The sequence below is a fragment of the Mycolicibacter sp. MU0083 genome, assembly GCF_963378075.1.
Lineage (GTDB): Bacteria > Actinomycetota > Actinomycetes > Mycobacteriales > Mycobacteriaceae > Mycobacterium > Mycobacterium kokjensenii.
Genome location: NZ_OY726394.1, coordinates 337,267 through 351,938, shown reverse-complemented (window position 1 = coordinate 351,938; position 14,672 = coordinate 337,267). Strand labels below are relative to the sequence as shown.

Below are 14,672 nucleotides of genomic sequence, written 5' to 3'. Positions count from 1 at the left end.
CGATGGGTTTGTCGGCCGTTCCGGCACCGGGGCCGGCCGGCGGGGCCACCGCCGGACCGATTACGGCCGGGTGACGACATGGCGGGTGCGGTCGTCGCGCACCGGCACGCCGTTGCGCCCGCTGAGATCCTGCGCGTAGAGCCCCACCGCGTAGGGCACCCCGCCGCCGTTGATCGCCAGTTCGTCGCGGTCGATGTTCTCGACGGTGTCGCCCTTCTGGTGGTAGTTCGGGTCGAAGGGTTCATCGGCGGTACCGCCCCACAGCTTGGCCTCGTCCTCGGTCTTCTTCACCTCGGCGCCGGAGAACAGCCCGCCGGATGGGATCCCCGCCTGGGTGAACGCGTCGTAGTCGGAGCGCCCGTCGAACGAGGTGTCCTGCGGTTCCTTGCCGGCGGACTTGAGGTAGGCGGCCAGGGTCCGCTCGATGCCGGCCGATCCCTCCGGCACCACCGGACGGCCGCGCTTGTCGGCGGGCAGCGACTGGTCGCCGTCGTAGGTGAAGTAAGCCGGGTTGGGCGAACCGAGCATGTCGAAGTTCAGGTACAGCGCGATGTTCTTGAGCTGTTCGACGTCGAGGGAGTCGATGTATTTGGTGGAGCCGATCAGACCCAGTTCTTCGGCACCCCAGAAGCCGAACCGCACCGCGTTGCGCACCTGCGGTGAATCTCCCAGTTGCAGAGCTGTTTCCAGCACCGCGGCGACGCCGGATCCGTTGTCGTTGATGCCCGGGCCCTCCGGAACGCTGTCCAGGTGAGCACCGAGCATGACCACGTTCTCGGTCGATCCGGTCTTGGTCTGCGCGATCACGTTGCGCGACGGGATGTCGTCGGTGTGCGCGTCGAGCTTGACGGTCATCTCACCGTGCCCGTCGCGCAGTGCGGCGCCGTCGGACTTGGTCACGCTCACCACCGGCATTTTGACCTCGGTGGCCTCGCCCAGCGTGCCGCCCATCTTCTCTTCGTCGACGTTGTCGGCGACCACCATCGCCACGGCGCCCAACTCGGCGGCCACCGCCATCTTGTCCTTGAACGGGCAGGTGCCGCGATCCACCAGCACGACGGCGCCCTTGACCGGCAGTCCGTCGTAGTCTTCGGCGCTGCAGCCCGGGCTGTCGTCGGCCGGTGCGGCCACCAGCGGACCGCGCACCCCGTCGGGCGGGGTGCCGAGGCTGTACGACAGGGCGCGGGCCTCGACGGTCTTGTCGCCGAGCTGCACCGAACCGGGCTCGGATTTGAACACCCGGGCGATGAACTCGGGGGTCTCCACGTCGAAGCCCTGGTCCCGCAGGGCACCGGCGACGTAGTCGACGCTGGCGTCGTATCCGGGCGTACCGATGGCGCGGGTGCCGTCGTGGGCATCGGCGATCTCCTGCAGCTTGTGCAGGTGGGCCATCATGGCGTCGACGGTGACCTTGTCGCGCAGGCCGGTGGCGAACTCGACTGCCGCGGCGGCATCCGCATCCTGCTCGACGTTCTCCGTACTACGGCTGCAGCCAGCACTGAACAGCGCGGCGACCAGCACTGCACCGAATACGGGCATCAACTTCGACTTGAACTCCACCGTGTCCACGTTAACGGGTAACCGGTGCGGCCGAGGTCAGGCCCGGCCGCCCAGCTGCGTGACGACCATCTCGGCGACCGCGGCCATCCCGGCGGCGTTGGGGTGAAACGGCCACGGCCGCCACGGCAGCGGCAGGCCCGCACCCACCGTCCACGGTCGCGCCGACCACGGGTGGTGCTCCCGGCTGGCCTGCCCGGCACGGACGAGTCCGCATCCGGTGGCGGCCGCCGCCGCGGCGGTGTGCCGCTCCAACCTGTCGGCGACGTACCGGGCCAGGTCTACGACGTGCCCGGGCAACCGCCCGGCCCGAATCCCGGCCGGCGGCATCAGGGTCAGGTAGTCGACGAAGAGCACCCGGGCCCGCGGCGCCCGCTCCCGTACCCCCGCCCCGACGGCGATCAACGACGCCTCGATCTGCCCGAGCGCCTGCTCGCACTGCCCGGGATCCAGCAGCGCGGCGACGGCCGGCAGTCGGCGTGCCGCCGCGGGCAGGGTCGCGGCCATCAGCAACGGCACGTAGCCGACGTCGTTGCCGCCGATGGTGACGGTCACCAGGGCTTCCGAACCGTCGAGCGCGTCGAGTTGCGGCGGCGCGCCGCGCTGGCGCTCGCCGAGTAGCTGCGCCGTGGTGGCGCCGGAGAACGTGACGTCGACCAGGTCGAGGTCCGCCGCCGCGGCCACCAGGTGCGGATAGTTGCGTCGCGAACGGCCCGACCCGCGGGGTGCGCCCGCGGCGCGCGGCCGGATGCCGGGGCCGGCGGCCATCGAACTTCCCAGTGCGACGTAGCGATTCATGGCCGCGAGCGTGCACCGTTGTACAGATTGCCGCGGCGTGTCGCGGGCAGACACGCACGCTGGCCGGGGTGGTGGCGGGGTGCCGCGCCGGGGTGGGGACTCACAGCGCCGGACTGGACGCCTGCGCCCAGAAGCGTTTCGGGATCCGCCCGGCGCGCCGCGCCAGGTACCCGGCGGTGACGGCCGCCGCCATCGCCGCGGCCATCGCGGGCGGGTCGGCGGCCCGGGTCACCGCGGTGGCCAACAGCACCGCGTCGCAACCCAGCTCCATCGCCAGCGCCGCATCGCTGGCGGTGCCGATCCCGGCGTCCAGCACCACCGGAACCCCCGCCGCGGCGACGATCATCTCGATGCTGTGCGGGTTGGCGATGCCCAGCCCGGTGCCGATCGGCGACCCCAGCGGCATGACGGCCGCACAGCCGGCGTCCTCGAGCCGGCGCGCCAGCACCGGATCGTCGTTGGTGTAGGGCAGCACCACGAACCCGTCGTCGACCAGCTGTTCTGCGGCGCGCACCAGCTCGACGGCATCCGGTAGCAGGGTGCGGTCGTCACCGATGACTTCGAGTTTGACCCATTCGGTACCGAGCGCCTCGCGGGCCAGCTGCGCGGTCAGCACCGCTTCGGCGGCGCTGCGGCAGCCCGCGGTGTTGGGCAGCGGCGTGATGCCCAACCGGCTCAACAGGTCCAGCATGCCGGTCCCGCCCTCGGCGTCCACCCGACGCATGGCCACCGTGGTCAACTCGGTCCCGGAGGCCACCAGCGCCTCCTCCAACGCGGTAAGGCTTTGGGCGCCACCGGTTCCCATGATGAGCCTGGAGCTGAACTCCCGGCCCGCGATGGTCAGCTTCGCCTCGTCAACCACCCTGCACCGCCGCCAGCACGTCGATCCGGACACCGTCGGACAGCGCGGTGTCCCACTCCGACCGCGGCAGCACGGTGTGATCGATGGCCACCGCGATACCGCGGTCCGGGTAGCCCAGCGATGCCAGCAGCGCCGCGACGGTGGTCGCCTCGGCAACTTCCACCGGTTTCTCGTTGAGGTTGATGATCATTGCTGTACTCCAACCGGAAGTAGTTCGGACACAACCTGTTCGGCGGTCCACGGTGCTAGCAGGAAACCGTTGCGGCCATGCCCCGCCGCGAGGTAGGTCCGCTCGTCGAGGCGGTGTACCAGGGGCAGGTTGTCGGGCGTCATCGGCCGCAGACCCGCCGCGCATTCCGCCAGCTCGTACTCGCCCAGAGCGGGGACCAGGGTGCAGGCGTCGTCGAGCAGGTCCCGCACCCCCGAGACCGCGGGCGCGGTGTCGCGGCCGTGTTCGTACTGGGTGGCGCCCACCACCACGCCGTCCGGGCGCGGCACCAGATAGACCGCCCGGCCGTGCACGCGGGCCCGGATCACCCGTTGCGGCGGGGGCAGCGCGCCCTTACGCCAGCGCAACCGCAGGACCTCACCTTTGACCGGCCGGATCGGCAGACCGGGCCAGAGCGCGGGGGCGTCGATGCCGTTGGCGATCACCACCGCGTCGTCGGCCGCGACCTCCGTCAGGTCGCCGACCGGCCCGGACCAGCTCACGCCCAGCTCTTCGCAGGCCGCCTCCAGCGCGCCGACCACGGCGCGGTTGTCCACCGCCAGTTCGGTGGGCGCCCGGAACCCGTGCCGGATCCCGCCCGCCAGCAGCGGTTCCAGCTCGCGGGCCGCCGACTCCCAGATCACCGGATGGCCCTGGGCGGTCAGCCAATCGGCGACGGTCCGCAGGTCGGCGACATCGGCCCGGTCGGCGGCCACCACCAGTGATTCGCGGGCGGTGACGACCTCGGCCGGCAGCCCGTCGAGGAAGTCGTGCCAGCACGCCAGCGAACGCAGCCCCAGCCGCAGGTGGGCTTCCTCGCCCGGCCACCCCTCGCTGTGCGGGGCCAGCATGCCGCCGGCCACCCAGGACGCACCGCGATCAGCAGCCCGGTGCACGCGCACCGTCCACCCGGCCCGGGCAGCCTGCCGGGCGACCGACAACCCGATGACCCCGCCGCCGATGACGGCCAGCGAACCGAGCGAGGGTCCGGGCATGCGCTGCTCCCTTCCACCTGCTCGCCTGTCAACTCACCAAGCTAGCCGCTAGCGTCGCGGTGTGCATAAACGCTCCGGCCAACCCGCCAGCCCGCGCTCCGATCGCCTCGACCGGCTCGCCCGGGCGCGGCTCTACCTGTGCACCGACGCCCGGCGCGAACGCGGTGACCTGGCCGAGTTCGCCGACGCCGCCCTGGCCGGCGGGGTGGACATCATCCAGCTGCGGGACAAGGGCTCACCGGGCGAGCAGCGGTTCGGTCCGCTGGAGGCCCGCGGTGAGCTGGCCGCCTGCGAGATCCTGGCCGACGCGGCACGCCGGCACGGTGCACTGCTGGCGGTCAACGACCGCGCCGACATCGCCCGGGCCGCCGACGCCGACATCCTGCATCTGGGTCAAGACGACCTGCCGCTGGCCGCGGCGCGGGCGATCATCGGGCCGGAGATGCTGATCGGCCGGTCCACCCACGACCCCGGCCAGGTGGATGCGGCGCTGGCCGAACCGGTCGACTACTTCTGCACCGGCCCGTGCTGGCCCACCCCGACCAAGCCCGGCCGCTCCGCACCGGGGCTGGAGCTGGTCCGCTACGCCGCGGGGCGGCAGACGGCGAAGCCGTGGTTCGCCATCGGCGGGATCGACGCCGAACGACTGCCGGAGGTGCTCCGGGCCGGCGCCGGCCGGGTGGTGGTGGTGCGGGCGATCACCGCCGCCGCGGATCCGCGGGCGGCCGCGCAAGCCCTGCGGGCCGGCTTGGCCGCGAGCCACTAGAGCCCGCGCAGCATCTCCCAGCTGGCGGCGAAACCCGGGTGCAGCGGCAGCTCCGCCACCTGGTGTTCGTCCACCCAGCGCAGTTCGGTGCTCTCCCCGTTGGGAACCACCGGCAGCAGTTCGTCGGCGTCGGCCAGCACGGTGGTGTAGGTCCAGCTGGTGCCGCTGGCGGAGGCCGTGACCACCGCCGCCCGCACCACGATCCGATCGGCCGGCAGACCGGCTTCCTCCTGCGCCTCGCGGATGGCGGCCTGTTCGGGGGTTTCGTGACTGTCCCGGGCCCCGCCGGGCAGCGCCCAGGTGCCGCCCTGGTGACTCCACCAGGCCCGGTGCTGTAACAGCACGGTGCGTGATCCGTCCGGACGAGGCGCCCTCAGCAGCAGCCCCGCCGCGCCATGCCGGCCCCAGAACCGGGCGCCGGTATCGGAAAACGCCCAGCCATCTCCGTCACCTCGCACGCCTGGAAGCGTATCGGGAGGGGCAAGGTCTCGGTTCCGGAGAGATCCCGCGACGTTTTCGACACCAATGCTCCGACGGGCGGCCGGACATCTCCTGCGCTCTTAGAATCTCTTTACTATCGTTGGTGACGCGAGCAGCCGCAGGGATGGGGTGACGAACAGACGTGACCGTTGAGTTGGCGCATCCGTCAACCGAGCCGGCGGGATTGCGGTCGCCGACCGAATCGGCCCGACCCCGCTGGTGGTTCTTCACCACCACGCCCGGGCGGATCCTGGCCATCGGACTCATCCTCGCCGCCCTGGGCGGCATCAGCGCCTTCGCCACCGCCACCACGATCAACAACCGGCAGAACACCTTGACCACGGTGCTCAACCACACCGAGCCGCTGGCCTACGCCGCCGGTCAGCTCTACACCACGCTCAGCGTCGCCGACGCCGCGGCGGCCACCGCCTTCATCGCCCAGGGCGAACCGCGGGCGGTGCGCGAACGCTACGAGCAGGCCATCACCGACGCCGCGGTCGCGGTGACCCGGGCCTCCGGGGGGCTCAGCGACGAGCCGCTGCTGCAGTTGCTGGGTCGCATCAACGCCGAGCTCGCCGTCTACACCGGCCTGATCGAGACGGCGCGGACCAACAACCGCTCGGGCGACCCGGTCGGTTCGTCGTACCTGTCGGAAGCCTCCGAGCTGATGCAGCACACGATCCTGCCCGACGCCCAACAGCTCTACCAGGCCACGTCGGCCACCGTGGACGTCCAGACCACGGCGTCGACGCGGGTGCCGGCGCCGGTGATCCTGGTGGTGGCGACCACGGTGCTGTTCGGCGCGTTCGCGCACCGCTGGCTGGCCAAGCACACCCGGCGACGGATCAATCCCGGCCTGGTCGCCGGCGGACTGGCGATTCTGCTGATGATCATCTGGGTCGGCACCGTCCTGGTGATCTCGACCGCCGGCAGCCGCAGCGCCAAGGACACCGGTGCGGAATCCCTCAAAGCGATCACCAACCTGGCCATCACCGCGCAGCAGGCCCGTGCCGACGAGACGCTGTCGCTGATCCGTCGCGGCGACGAGGAGAGCCGCAAGCAGATCTTCCATCAGCGCCTCGACACCATGCAGAGCCAGCTGGAGGGCTACCTGGAACGCGGCGACACCGTCGACAAGGCCGACTTGGCCGATGCCGGGCAGCTGCTGGCCCGGTGGCGGCAGGCCAACGACCGGATGAACTCCTACATCGGCGTCGGCAACTACCGGGCGGCGACCCAGGTGGCGCTCGGCGGCAGCGGCGACGACTCGACGCCGGCGTTCGACCAGCTCGACGCGGCCCTGGACAAGGCGCTGCAGCACAGCCGCAATCAACTGCGCGGCGACATCCTCAACGCCCGCCGGGTACTGTCGGTGGCCCCGGTCGGGGGCGCGGTGCTGTCCATGGGCGCCGCGATCGCGGTCGCACTGGGATTGTGGCCACGACTGAGCGAGTACCGATGATGAACCGACGCCGGCCCCGGCTGCTGCTGTGCGCACTCAGCGCACTGCTGGTGCTGTCCGGTCTGACCGGCTGCGGCCGCGCGGAATTCGTCAGCACCACCGCCGCGCCCACCCTGCCACCGCCCACCCCGGCCGGTATGCAGGAGCTACCCCCGAACCGCCCCGGCCCCCCGAACCCGGTGACCAGGACTGCAACGCCACCGCCAGCCTGCACCCGTTCCGCACCAAGGCCGAGGCCGACGCCGCGGTGGCCACGATCCGCAAGCGCGGCCGGCTGATCGTCGGATTGGACATCGGCAGCAACCTGTTCAGCTTCCGCGATCCGATCACCGGCGAGATCACCGGATTCGACGTCGACATCGCCGGCGAGGTGGCCCGCGACATCTTCGGCACCCCCTCGCAGGTCGAGTACCGGATCCTGTCATCGGCCGAACGGATTGCGGCACTGCAGAAATCCGAGGTCGACATCGTGGTCAAGACCATGAGCATCACCTGCAGTCGGCGCCAGCTGGTGAACTTCTCCACGGTCTACCTGGTCGCCAATCAGCGTCTGCTGGTGCCCCGCGACTCCGCCATCCGCCAAGCCGCCGACCTGTCCGGCAAGCGGGTCTGTGTCGCGCAGGGCACCACGTCGCTGCGGCGTATCCGCAGCATCACCCCGGCGCCGATCATCGTCTCGGTGGTGAACTGGGCCGACTGCCTGGTGGCACTGCAACAGCGTCAGGTCGACGCGGTCAGCACCGACGACTCCATCCTGGCCGGGTTGATGTCGCAGGATCCGTACCTGCACATCGTCGGGCCGAGCATGGACGAGGAACCGTACGGCATCGGGATCAACCTGGAGAACACCGGACTGGTGCGCTTCGTCAACGGCACCCTGGACCGCATCCGCCGCGACGGCACCTGGAACACCTTGTACCGCAAGTGGTTGACCGTGCTGGGCCCGGCGCCGCTGCCCCCCGCGCCGAGGTATTCGGACTGATGGCCCACGACGACGCAGCCGCCGCCGAGAACCCGACGGTGACCGAACCGGACGACGACGGTCCGGCCACCCAGCGCGCGGACGTGCTGGCCGAGTCGTCGTCGGTGCGTCGGCCGATGTCGACCCAGGCGATCTTCCGGCCTCGCGAAGGTTCCGGACCCGCGGATGCGGGCGATTCCCACGACACGACCGCGGTGCGCACCGTGGCCCCGCGGCGCCGCCTCGGCGGTGGTCTGGTGGAGATCCCCCGGGTACCCGAGATCGATCCCGAAGCCGCCCTCATGGCCGATCCGGTGGTGGCCGAGTCCAAGCGGTTCTGCTGGAACTGCGGCCGCCCGGTGGGCCGCTCGACCGGGGACGCGGAGGGGGCCTCGGAGGGCTGGTGCCCGCACTGCGGCAGCCCGTATTCCTTCCTGCCGCAGCTGAAGCCGGGCGACATGGTGGCCGGACAGTACGAGATCAAAGGTTGCCTGGCGCACGGCGGGTTGGGTTGGGTGTATTTGGCCGTCGACCACAACGTCAACGAACGTCCGGTGGTACTCAAGGGCCTGGTGCATTCCGGCGACGCCGAGGCACAGGCCATCGCGATGGCCGAGCGCCAGTTCCTGGCCGAGGTCACCCACCCCTCGATCGTCAAGATCTTCAATTTCGTCCAGCACCCGGATTCGCACGGCGACCCGGTGGGCTACATCGTGATGGAGTACGTCGGCGGGCAATCGCTCAAGCAGCGTCGCGGCAGCCGGCTTCCGGTGGCCCAGGCCATCGCCTACATGCTGGAAATCCTTCCGGCACTGGGTTATCTGCACTCGCTCGGCCTGGTCTACAACGACCTCAAGCCGGAGAACATCGTGTTGACCGCCGAGCAGCTGAAGCTGATCGACCTGGGCGCGGTGGCACGCATCAACTCGTTCGGCTATCTCTACGGCACCCCGGGCTATCAGGCGCCGGACATCGTCCGCACCGGCCCCACCGTGGCCACCGATATCTACACCGTCGGGCGCACCCTGGCCGCGCTGACGCTGAAGTTGGAGACCCGCGACGGCCGTTACGTCGACGGACTGCCCGACGACGATCCGGTGCTGACGAAGTACGACTCCTACCGTCGTCTGCTGCGCCGCGCGATCGATCCCGATCCGCGCCGCAGATTCACCTCCGCGGAGGAGATGTCGGCACAGTTGATGGGTGTGCTGCGCGAGGTGGTGGCCCGCGATACCGGTACGCCGCGGCCCGGATTGTCGTCGGTGTTCACCCGATCCCGATCCACCTTCGGCGAACACCTGCTGGTCGCGCACACCGACGTCTATCTGGACGGCCATGTGCATTCGCACAATCTGACCGCGCGCGAGATCATCACCGCCCTGCAGGTGCCGCTGATCGACCCCGGCGACGTCGCCGCGCCGCTGCTGTCGTCGATGGAGCTCAGCGAGCCGGTGCAGACCCTGGATTCGCTGCGCGCCGTGCGCAACAGCACGCTGGAGTCCGAGGGCATCGACCTGTCGGAATCCATCGGGCTGCCGTTGATGGAGGTGCGCGCACTGCTCGACCTCGGCAACGTCACCAAGGCCACCGCCAAGCTCGACGATCTCGCCGAGCAGGTCGGCTGGCGCTGGCGGCTGGTCTGGTTCCGCGGGGTGGCCGCGTTGCTCACCGGTGACTACGACGCGGCCCGCAAGGACTTCGACGAGGTGCTCGACATGTTCCCCGGCGAGCTGGCGCCGAAGATGGCGCTGGCCGCCACCGCCGAACTGGCCGGCACCGATGACGAACGCGGCTTCTACGAGTCGGTGTGGCGTACCGACGACAGCGTGATCTCGGCGGCGTTCGGTCTGGCGCGTGCACTCTCGGTGGAGGGCGACCGTACCGCTGCGGTGCGCACTCTCGACGAAGTGCCTGCTACTTCAAGGCATTTCACCACGGCTCGGCTGACCAGTGCGGTGACCCTGCTGTCAGGGCCGTCGACCACCGATATCACCGAGGCGCAGATCCGCGACGCCGCCCGGCGGGTGGAGGCGCTGCCGGACACCGAGCCGCGGGTACTGCAGATCCGCGCCCTGGTGTTGGGTGCGGCGATGGACTGGCTCAACGATCACGAGGCCAGCACCAACCACATCCTCGGGTTCCCCTTCACCGACCACGGCCTGCGCCTCGGCGTGGAGATGGCGCTGCGCGCGCTGGCCCGGCTCGCACCGACCCAGGAGCACCGCTACGCGCTGGTCGACATGGCCAACGCGGTGCGGCCGATGAGTACCTTCTAGGGCGTGCGCATCCCCTACCGCCGTACGGCGGCGCTGTCCGCGGCGTTGGTCGCCGCGTCGGCATCGGTACCGGTGGCCGCCGCCACCCCGAACTACGGCGTCGACGCGGTGACGTTGTCGCAGACCACGGTCGACGGCCGTGCCTATCTGCTGCGCGAGATCACCATCGCGCCGGGCGGCAGCACCGGCTGGCATTGGCATGCCGGCACGGTGTTCGGCGTGGTCCGGCAGGGCACGCTGACCCACCAACGCGCCGACTGCAGCCTGGACGGCGTCTACGGTCCCGGCGATCCGATCACCGAGCCCGGCGGGCCCGACGATGTGCACATCGGCCGCAATCTGGGTGCCACACCGGTGGTGATGCAGGGCGTCTATCTGCTGCCGATCGACGCCCCGCTCTCCTACGACGCCGCCGATCCCGGCTGCGGCTACGTCTGAACCGGCTCAGCCCAGCCGGCGCAGCCGCGGTTCCAGATCGCTGGCGAACAACTCCAGGAAGCGCCGCTGGTCGTGGCCGGGGGCGTGGAACACCAGGTGGTTCAGGCCCCACTTCACGTACTGGCCGACCTGTTCGACCGCTTCGTCGGGATCGGAGGCGACGATCCAGCGCTTGGCGATCTGCTCGATCGGCAGCGCGTCGGCGGCCTTCTCCATCTCGATCGGGTCATCGATGGAGTGCTTCTGCTCGGCGGTCAGCGACAGCGGCGCCCAGAACCGGGTGTTGTTCAACGCCAGCTCGGGATCCGGGTCGTAGGAGATCTTGATCTCGATCATCTTGTCGATGCCGGCGGCGTCGCGCTCGGCCAGTGCGGCCCCTTCCAGCACGGCCGGCATCAGCTTCTCGGTGTAGAGTTCCGCCCCCTTGCCGGAGGTGCAGATGAAGCCGTCACCCACCCGGCCGGCGTACTTGGCCACCGCCGGACCCCCGGCCGCGATGTAGACCGGGACGCCGGACTCCGGGACGTCGTAGATCGAGGCGCCCTTGAGTTTGTAGTAGTCGCCGTCGAAGTCGACCCGGTCGCCGCGCCACAGTTCACGCATCAGCCGCACCGACTCCCGCAGCCGACCGAACCGCTCTTTGAACTCGGGCCAGTCGCCGGTGAAGCCGGTGGCGATCTCGTTGAGGGCTTCACCGCTGCCCACGCCCAGGAAGATCCGGTCGGGGTACAGGCAGCTCATGGTCGCGAAGGCCTGTGCGATCACGGCGGGGTTGTAGCGGAACGTCGGGGTGAGCACGGAGGTGCCGAGCTGAATCCTGTTGGTGCGCTCGCCGACGGCGGTCATCCAGGCCAGCGAGAACGGTGCGTGTCCGCCCTCGTGACGCCACGGTTGGAAGTGGTCGCTGACGGTGGCGCTGTCCATGCCGTGCGCCTCGGCCGCGACGCCGAGTTCCACCAGTTCCCGCGGTCCGAACTGCTCCGCCGATGCCTTGTACCCGAGTTTCAGTTGCGCCATTCCACCTTTTCTACTCTCCCGCCGTCTTCCTAGACTCACGGGCATGGGTGACAGGCCGGTGGAACTGGTTCCGGTGACCGAGCGGGTGTATCTGGCCCGGGGTGAAGCGGTCAACTGGCTGCTGGTCACCGACGACACCGGGGTGATGCTGATCGACGCCGGTTACCCCGGCGACCGCGCCGATGTGCTGGCGTCGCTGGGCGCGCTGGGTTTTCAGGCGGCCGATGTGCGCGCGGTGCTGCTCACCCATGCCCACGTCGACCACTTCGGTGCGGCCATCTGGTTGGCGAAGGCGCACCGCACGCCGATCTACTGCCACGCCGACGAGGTGGGGCACGCCAAACGCGAGTACCTGGAGCAGGCCTCGCCGCTGGCCCTGGCACCGCGGCTGTGGCGGCCGAGTTGGGCGCTGTGGGGCGTGCACGTGCTGCGCAGCGGCGGCCTGAACCGCGAGGGTATCCCGTCCGTGCAGGCCCTGACCGGCGAGATCGCCGCGGGCCTGCCCGGGCGGCCGGTCGCCATCCCGACCCCCGGTCACACCCGCGGCCACTGCTCCTACCTGGTCGACGGGGTGCTGGCCAGCGGCGACGCGCTGATCACCGGCCACCCGGTGCTGGCCCACACCGGACCGCAGTTGTTGCCGGCGGTGTTCAGCCACAGCCAGGCCGACAGCATCCGCAGCCTGCGGGCCCTGGCGTTGCTGGAGACCGAGATCCTGGCGCCCGGTCACGGCGAGGTCTGGCGCGGTCCGATCAGGGAGGCGGCCGAAGCGGCGGCGCGCCGAGCCCGGGCCCGGTAGTGCCAGAAACTCCTTAGGTCACATTCCGATAAAAGACGACCAGGCAGTTTAAGAGCCGCCTTACCCGCGATATCCGCGTTTGCGGATCTATCTGTGCTATATGACCGTATCTGCAAAATCGGTTTCTGTGCGCCGAATAAAGCCTCCACCCAGGTCACAGGGCGCTCTGAAGCGCCGCGCGTAGCTTGAGCGGCAGACGGGAGACAAGATCTGATCCCCCACACCCGGAAGGAGCCGACCATGCCGAAGATCCACGGCCTGACCATGCTCAAGCAGCTGGGCTTCGGTGCCGGACTCCTGGGTGGAACCGCGGCCACGCTCATCGTCCCACCGGCCGTCCCGGCCACCCGCGACAGCCTCACCCCGATCAGCGGTCGACGGATTCAGCCGCCGGCGCAACCGCCCGAGTTGGCCGTCGCCTGAACCGCGGCCAGGTAGCGGATGGCCGCCGGCGCACCGTCGAGTTCACGCTCGGACAGTCCCGGTAGCCGGGCCGCGGCGAACAATTCGGCGATACCGGATTGCGTGGTGTGCCAGCCGCTCTCGGACAGATGCCACACCACGTCGGTGTGCTCGCCGGTATAGACCGGCCCCGGCCCGGTCAGGCTCAGCCCGCGCCGCCGCCAGCGTTCGACCAGTGATTCGTGATGCACGGCCTGGGGCCGGCTCGGCGGTACCGCATGGTCGGCGGCCAACCGGCTGCCCGGCGCGCTGAGCGCGGTGACCCCGTCCAGCAGCCTGTTCTGTGCCTCCGACGGGACATACCAGACCAGCAGAGCTTCGATGATCCATGCGGTGGGCGCCGCGGAATCGAAGCCGACCCGCCGTAGCGCCGTCGGCCAGTCGCCGCGTAGGTCCACGCCCACCGCCCGCCGGTCGGTGCTCGGCGGAACACCCCAGTCCCGCATGGTGGCGGTCTTGAAATCCACCACGTGCGGATGGTCGACCTCATAGACGGTGGTGCCGCCGGGCCACCACAGCCGGTAGGCCCGGGTGTCGAGCCCCGCGCCCAGGATCACCACCTGACGGATACCGCAGCGGGCGGCGTCGGTGCAGAAGGCGTCGAAGAAGTTGGTGCGCGCCGCAGCGAACTCGGCCAGCCGGGGGAATCCCCCGTCGCTGCCGAGGCGGCTGATGTCGAGGTCGCCGTCGGCCAACCGGATGCAGAAGTCCAGGCCGACCTTGTGCACCAGCGGAGCCGCGAACGGGTCGCTGACGAGTCCGCGGGACGCCGCGGCGGCCCGAGCCGCCGCCAGTACGGTGGCCATCACCCCGGCACCGGAGGCCAGGCTCCCGGCGTCGTCTCGGTCGTGGGGCGCCGTGCTCATCGCTCGCCGGCGCGATGGCGCCGCATCAGTGCGTCCTCCGACCGGAGGGCACGCCCTGCACCACCGCCCGAATCTCGTCCTCGATCCCGCTGGCGGTGGCGAACAGCATCTCGTCGCCGGCCTGCAGGGCCTCTTCGGCGCGGGGCAGGATGACCCGGTCGCCGCGCTGTACGGCGATCAGTGCCGCACCGTCGGGCAATTCGACGTCGCAGACCTTCCGGCCGATCAGCGGATTGTCTTCCGGCAGGGTCAGTTTGGTCAGGCTGACCTGGCCGCGCCGCAGTCCCATCACCGGCACCAGGTGCCCGACGTCGATGGCGCCCTCGACCGCGGCCACCATCGCGCGCGGCGTGGAGACCGCCACGTCGATACCCCAGCCCTCGGTGAACAGTCGCTCGTTGCGCGCGTTGTTGACCCGCGCCACCACCCGAGCCACCCCGAACTCGGCCTTGGCCAACAGCGCGGTCGCCAGGTTGGCCTTGTCGTCACCGGTCGCCGCGATCACCACGTCGCACATCTCGATGCCGCATTCCTGCAGCGCGCTGAGCTCACAGGCGTCGGCCAGCAGCCATTCGGCCTCCGGCACGCTCTGCGGCTGGTAATGCGCCGGGTTACGTTCGATCAACAGCACCCGGTGGCCGTCGCCGATCAGTTCGCGTGCGACCGACCGCCCCACCGCGCCGGCACCGGCGATCCCGATGCGCATGATGGCTCCCCTCATCCCC

At 70.3% G+C, this 14,672-nt stretch carries 15 protein-coding genes and 1 pseudogene; 7 read left to right on the top strand and 9 right to left on the bottom strand.

The genetic code is table 11. The features are described from left to right. Positions 1-60 precede the first annotated feature (60 nt). The 5 genes from RCP38_RS01690 to thiO form a co-directional block, all read right to left on the bottom strand. Entirely contained in the window at positions 61-1,539 is a 1,479-nt protein-coding gene (locus RCP38_RS01690; protein ID WP_308477467.1) for a M28 family metallopeptidase, read from the bottom strand. Between the two features lie 57 nt (positions 1,540-1,596). Continuing rightward, on the bottom strand, positions 1,597-2,355 hold the full coding sequence (locus RCP38_RS01685; RefSeq protein ID WP_308474987.1) for an SGNH/GDSL hydrolase family protein: 759 nt from the start codon (positions 2,353-2,355) through the stop codon (positions 1,597-1,599). A 100-nt stretch (positions 2,356-2,455) separates the two neighbouring features. Then, complete coding sequence (thiG, locus tag RCP38_RS01680; RefSeq protein WP_373692538.1) at positions 2,456-3,160, bottom strand: thiazole synthase; 705 nt, start codon at positions 3,158-3,160, stop codon at positions 2,456-2,458. 49 nt (positions 3,161-3,209) lie between these two features. Continuing rightward, positions 3,210-3,407, bottom strand: a complete 198-nt coding sequence (thiS, locus tag RCP38_RS01675) for a sulfur carrier protein ThiS (protein WP_308474984.1) — start codon at positions 3,405-3,407, stop codon at positions 3,210-3,212. Beyond that, positions 3,404-4,420 (bottom strand): glycine oxidase ThiO, encoded by a 1,017-nt coding sequence (thiO, locus tag RCP38_RS01670; protein WP_308474983.1) that lies wholly within the window; start codon positions 4,418-4,420, stop codon positions 3,404-3,406. The genes thiS and thiO overlap by 4 nt, the downstream gene beginning before the upstream one ends. Positions 4,421-4,481: 61 nt before the next feature. Here thiO and thiE point away from each other — a divergent pair, with 61 nt between their 5' ends. Beyond that, entirely contained in the window at positions 4,482-5,186 is a 705-nt protein-coding gene (gene thiE, locus RCP38_RS01665) for a thiamine phosphate synthase (RefSeq protein WP_308474982.1), read from the top strand. On the opposite strand, the gene RCP38_RS01660 is transcribed toward thiE, so the two are convergent. Beyond that, the gene (locus RCP38_RS01660) at positions 5,183-5,644 is read right to left on the bottom strand and encodes an NUDIX hydrolase (RefSeq protein ID WP_308474981.1); all 462 of its coding nucleotides are present in this window, start codon (positions 5,642-5,644) and stop codon (positions 5,183-5,185) included. The two genes, thiE and RCP38_RS01660, sit on opposite strands and share 4 nt — an antisense overlap. A gap of 164 nt (positions 5,645-5,808) precedes the next feature. On the opposite strand from RCP38_RS01660, the gene glnX reads away from it, so the two are divergent. From glnX to RCP38_RS01640, 4 genes and pseudogenes are all read left to right on the top strand, one after another. Next, positions 5,809-7,128 carry a protein kinase G-activating protein GlnX gene (gene glnX, locus RCP38_RS01655; RefSeq protein ID WP_308474980.1) on the top strand — a complete coding sequence of 440 codons (1,320 nt, stop codon included), beginning with the start codon at positions 5,809-5,811 and terminating at the stop codon, positions 7,126-7,128. After that, positions 7,125-8,110: pseudogene (locus RCP38_RS01650) on the top strand (glutamate ABC transporter substrate-binding protein). The gene glnX and the pseudogene RCP38_RS01650 overlap by 4 nt, the downstream one beginning before the upstream one ends. Beyond that, positions 8,110-10,365, top strand: a complete 2,256-nt coding sequence (locus tag RCP38_RS01645) for a serine/threonine-protein kinase PknG (protein ID WP_308474978.1) — start codon at positions 8,110-8,112, stop codon at positions 10,363-10,365. Before RCP38_RS01650 ends, RCP38_RS01645 begins: the two are co-directional and overlap by 1 nt. Positions 10,366-10,368: 3 nt before the next feature. After that, positions 10,369-10,803, top strand: a complete 435-nt coding sequence (locus tag RCP38_RS01640; RefSeq protein ID WP_308474977.1) for a cupin domain-containing protein — start codon at positions 10,369-10,371, stop codon at positions 10,801-10,803. Positions 10,804-10,809: 6 nt separating this feature from the next. Here RCP38_RS01640 and fgd read toward each other — a convergent pair whose 3' ends face one another. Next, positions 10,810-11,820: a glucose-6-phosphate dehydrogenase (coenzyme-F420) gene (gene fgd / locus RCP38_RS01635; protein WP_308474975.1), complete on the bottom strand. Its 1,011-nt coding sequence runs from the start codon at positions 11,818-11,820 to the stop codon at positions 10,810-10,812. 43 nt (positions 11,821-11,863) lie between these two features. Here fgd and RCP38_RS01630 point away from each other — a divergent pair, with 43 nt between their 5' ends. Together RCP38_RS01630 and RCP38_RS01625 are read left to right on the top strand one after the other, a co-directional pair. Next, positions 11,864-12,619 carry an MBL fold metallo-hydrolase gene (locus tag RCP38_RS01630; RefSeq protein WP_308474974.1) on the top strand — a complete coding sequence of 252 codons (756 nt, stop codon included), beginning with the start codon at positions 11,864-11,866 and terminating at the stop codon, positions 12,617-12,619. A 240-nt stretch (positions 12,620-12,859) separates the two neighbouring features. Then, positions 12,860-13,042, top strand: a complete 183-nt coding sequence (locus RCP38_RS01625) for a hypothetical protein (protein ID WP_308474972.1) — start codon at positions 12,860-12,862, stop codon at positions 13,040-13,042. On the opposite strand, the gene RCP38_RS01620 is transcribed toward RCP38_RS01625, so the two are convergent. Both RCP38_RS01620 and RCP38_RS01615 read right to left on the bottom strand, forming a co-directional pair. Next, entirely contained in the window at positions 13,003-13,947 is a 945-nt protein-coding gene (locus tag RCP38_RS01620) for an SAM-dependent methyltransferase (RefSeq protein ID WP_308474970.1), read from the bottom strand. The genes RCP38_RS01625 and RCP38_RS01620 overlap by 40 nt on opposite strands. Positions 13,948-13,972: 25 nt before the next feature. Further along, on the bottom strand, positions 13,973-14,653 hold the full coding sequence (locus tag RCP38_RS01615) for a potassium channel family protein (protein ID WP_308474969.1): 681 nt from the start codon (positions 14,651-14,653) through the stop codon (positions 13,973-13,975). Positions 14,654-14,672 lie beyond the last annotated feature (19 nt).

Bases quoted from the DNA above. Each gene is read 5' to 3' on its own strand.
- RCP38_RS01625 (WP_308474972.1), top strand. From the start codon at position 12,860: ATGCCGAAGATCCACGGCCTGACCATGCTCAAGCAGCTGGGCTTCGGT.
- RCP38_RS01630 (WP_308474974.1), top strand. From the start codon at position 11,864: ATGGGTGACAGGCCGGTGGAACTGGTTCCGGTGACCGAGCGGGTGTAT.
- RCP38_RS01690 (WP_308477467.1), bottom strand. From the start codon at position 1,539: ATGCCCGTATTCGGTGCAGTGCTGGTCGCCGCGCTGTTCAGTGCTGGC.
- RCP38_RS01685 (WP_308474987.1), bottom strand. From the start codon at position 2,355: ATGAATCGCTACGTCGCACTGGGAAGTTCGATGGCCGCCGGCCCCGGC.
- RCP38_RS01620 (WP_308474970.1), bottom strand. From the start codon at position 13,947: ATGAGCACGGCGCCCCACGACCGAGACGACGCCGGGAGCCTGGCCTCC.
- RCP38_RS01615 (WP_308474969.1), bottom strand. From the start codon at position 14,653: ATGCGCATCGGGATCGCCGGTGCCGGCGCGGTGGGGCGGTCGGTCGCA.
- fgd (WP_308474975.1), bottom strand. From the start codon at position 11,820: ATGGCGCAACTGAAACTCGGGTACAAGGCATCGGCGGAGCAGTTCGGA.
- thiS (WP_308474984.1), bottom strand. From the start codon at position 3,407: ATGATCATCAACCTCAACGAGAAACCGGTGGAAGTTGCCGAGGCGACC.
- RCP38_RS01645 (WP_308474978.1), top strand. From the start codon at position 8,110: ATGGCCCACGACGACGCAGCCGCCGCCGAGAACCCGACGGTGACCGAA.
- thiG (WP_373692538.1), bottom strand. From the start codon at position 3,160: ATGGGAACCGGTGGCGCCCAAAGCCTTACCGCGTTGGAGGAGGCGCTG.
- thiO (WP_308474983.1), bottom strand. From the start codon at position 4,420: ATGCCCGGACCCTCGCTCGGTTCGCTGGCCGTCATCGGCGGCGGGGTC.